Source organism: Nocardiopsis sp. MG754419 (assembly GCF_018207095.1).
In the GTDB taxonomy this organism is placed as follows: Bacteria; Actinomycetota; Actinomycetes; order Streptosporangiales; family Streptosporangiaceae; genus Nocardiopsis.
Map to the genome: position 1 here is coordinate 1 of NZ_QOCZ01000270.1, position 2,883 is coordinate 2,883.

The following is a 2,883-nucleotide window of genomic DNA, read 5'->3' on the forward strand; positions in this document are numbered from 1 at the left end:
ATCGGGAAGTTGTGATCGAAGACCCGCTCCGGGTCGTACTGGGCCTTGACCGCACGCAGTCGGGTCAGCGCGGGCTCGGGGAATGCCTGGGACAGGACCTCCGGGCCGCTGCGGGTGTCGAAGCTCAGGTACATGCCCTGTAGTTCGTTCTCCAGCCCGGACCAGTGCCGGTCCAGCCGGTCGGCGCGCCGCCCGAGGGCCGCCACCGAGAAGTGCGCCGCACGGTGGGCGTAGGCGGTGGCCTCGGGGGCGACGTCGTTGACGGCCCCACCGACCTGCCGGAACTGGGTGAAGTAGGAGTCGCCGGAGGCGACCATCCCCGCCACCGCCTCGGCCACCCCGTCGGTGACCGTCCCGACGAGCCCGGAGCGGGAGACGGGGACCCCGTGACCACCGTGCGGCCCCTGGTGCGGGACCAACAACGCCGGGTAGGGCGCGAGCTGCGCCTGTTGGTCCAGAACGGGTCCGACCTTGAGGAAGGGTTCGAGCGCGGTGACCGCGGCGTCGGTGTCGTCACCGGCGTACACCACCATCGCCTGGGCGATCGGGCCCTGCCCCGCGGCGCCCGTGCCCAGGGTCAAGAACGCGGTGACCTCGCGCGGCGCGGCGACGGCGACCTCACCCCAGGTGCGCAGGAACGCGGCCGTGGCCGCGGCGTCGTAGGCGAACCTCCCCAACACCACTTGGTCCACGTGGGCGGCGCGGGCCTCCACCGCCGTGACCACGCCCATGTTGGCCCCGGCTCCGCGCACCGCCCAGAACAGCTCGGGGTGGTGGTCGGCGTCCACGCGCAGCAGACGACCGTCGGCGGTGACCAGTTCGGCGGCGGTCACGTGGTCGATGGTGAGCCCGTGGGCGCGGGACATGTAGCCGATACCACCGGTGGTGGCGATGCCGCCCACCCCCACGCCACCGTGGTCGCCGGAACTGAGCGCCAGGCCCTCACGCCCCAACACGGCGGCGACCTCGCCCCAGCGCGCGCCGGTACCGAGCCGGACCAGGCCGGAACCGGCGTCCAGGATCTCCACCCGGTTCATCCGTCCCAGGTCGATCACCACGCCGCCGTCGCCGGTCGAGGCTCCGCTGATGCCGTGACCGCCGGAACGGACGTGGAGGTCCACGTCCTGGGCGCGCGCGTAGGCGAGCGCCTCGGCCACCTGGGCGGGATCCGAGGGGCGCAGGACCAGGCCGGGCCGGCCACGCTGCATGTAGCCGTGGCGCAGCCCGCCGTAGGCCCGGTCGCCGGGTTCGACCGCACCCTCGGTCAGGGAGTCGGGCAGGGAGTCGTAGTCGATGCCGGGACGACGGGCGGCCAGCGCGGTGGCCGCCCGCGCCGGACCGGTCGGGGTGCCGACGGTGGCGCGTTCGCGCTCGACGGCGGCGCGCAGCGCGGGGGCCACCTCCTGGCCGAAGACGTCGATGGTGCGCGGGTCGTCGGTGCCCAGGATGAAGGTGGCCACCCCGTGGTCGACGGCCAGGGGCAGAAGCTGCTCGACCCACTGTTCGGGCGGGCCTTGGAGGAACCCGCGGTCGACGGGCGCGAACGTCGCGCCGGAGAGGTTGAGCAGACGTCGGATCTGTCGGGGGTGACGCCCGGCGGCCTCGGCCGCCTCATCGATGATCCGTTGGGACTCGGGCAGGTCGGCGGGGTCGAGGTACCCCAGGCTCGGCAGCCAACCGTCGGCCTTGGCGCCGACCAGGCGGAGCATGCGGGGCTTGTAGGCGCCCAGCCAGATCCCGATGTCGTGGTGGGGACGGGGACCGCGCTTCATGCCGTGGGCGGAGTAGTACGTGCCCTCGGCGCGGACCCCACCGCGCGTGTCGGTGTCCCAGACCTCGCGTATGAGGTCGATGGCCTCGGAGAGGGCGTCGACGGCCTGCCCGGGGGTGCGCCGCCCACCTCCCATCCCGTGGACACCGTCCCAGAAGGCCCCCGCGCCCAGGCCGAGTTCGAAGCGTCCCTGGGACAGCAGGTCCAGGCTCGCGGCGGCCCGGGCCAGGACGGCCGGCGGACGCAGGGGGAGGTTGAGGACGTTGCCCGAGACCCGGAGACGTTCGGTGCGGGCGGCGACCCAGCTCAGCAGGGTCCAGGTGTCGAGGAAGGCGGAGTTGTAGGGGTGGTCCTGGAAGGTGGCCAGGTCGAGGCCGGCGTCCTCGGTCCGCTCGGCGAGCCCGACGGCGCGCTCGGGGTCCTGGGCGGTCGGCGTGATGAAGGTGCCGAACTCCAGGCGGTGTCCGTAGTCGGTCATGGGTGCTCCTCGGGCGCGACGGGGGCCGAAATCGTTTGTTGGAACAACGATGTTCTCTACAACTTATATTACGGACAAACTGTTCCTGATATCGTGAGGACATGAGCGCCACCACTCCGGAGCACACCCCCGAACCCACCCTGGGGTGGTCCCTGGCCGTCCTGCTCCGTCGCTGGCACGAGCACGTCGAGCAGGCCCTCGCCGACCTGCCGCACGGCAGCCGGGGTTTCCACGTGCTCGGCACGATCGCCGCGGGGGAACCGCCCACGCAGGCCGTCCTGGCCGAACGGCTGCTCATCGACCGCAGCGTCATGACCTACCTGCTCGACGACCTGGAGGCCGCCGACCTGGTTCGACGCCGGGTCGATCCCAAGGACCGCCGGGTGCGCCGGGTGTGCCCCACCGACCACGGGCGCTCCGTCCTGCGTCGGGCCGAGGAACTCGTCGCGCACGTGGAGGAGCGGCTGTTGGGGGCGCTGCCCGAGGAGCAGCGCGAGCTCTTCCGCGCCTCCGCCGGTATCGCCGCCGCGGCCATCCAGCGCAGCGCGCCCGAGACCGACCCCTGCGCGGCGGTCCTGCAGGTGACCACGTCATCGTCGCCGAGCGCCCGCCCCTCCCCCCACCACGCCTGAGC

Annotated in this window: 2 protein-coding genes; one reads left to right on the forward strand and one right to left on the reverse strand. The window is 73.0% G+C overall.

Translation table 11 applies throughout. From position 1 onward, the window contains the following. Positions 1 to 2,249, reverse strand: a 2,249-nt coding sequence (locus DSY14_RS27420) for an LLM class flavin-dependent oxidoreductase (protein ID WP_211719499.1), incomplete at its 3' end; no start/stop codon positions are given. 101 nt (positions 2,250 to 2,350) lie between these two features. Between DSY14_RS27420 and DSY14_RS27425 the strand changes: the two genes are divergently transcribed. Then, positions 2,351 to 2,881: a MarR family winged helix-turn-helix transcriptional regulator gene (locus DSY14_RS27425; RefSeq protein WP_211719500.1), complete on the forward strand. Its 531-nt coding sequence runs from the start codon at positions 2,351 to 2,353 to the stop codon at positions 2,879 to 2,881. Positions 2,882 to 2,883 lie beyond the last annotated feature (2 nt).

Coding starts and splice junctions, on each gene's coding strand:
- DSY14_RS27425 (WP_211719500.1), top strand. CDS start 2,351: ATGAGCGCCACCACTCCGGAGCACACCCCCGAACCCACCCTGGGGTGG.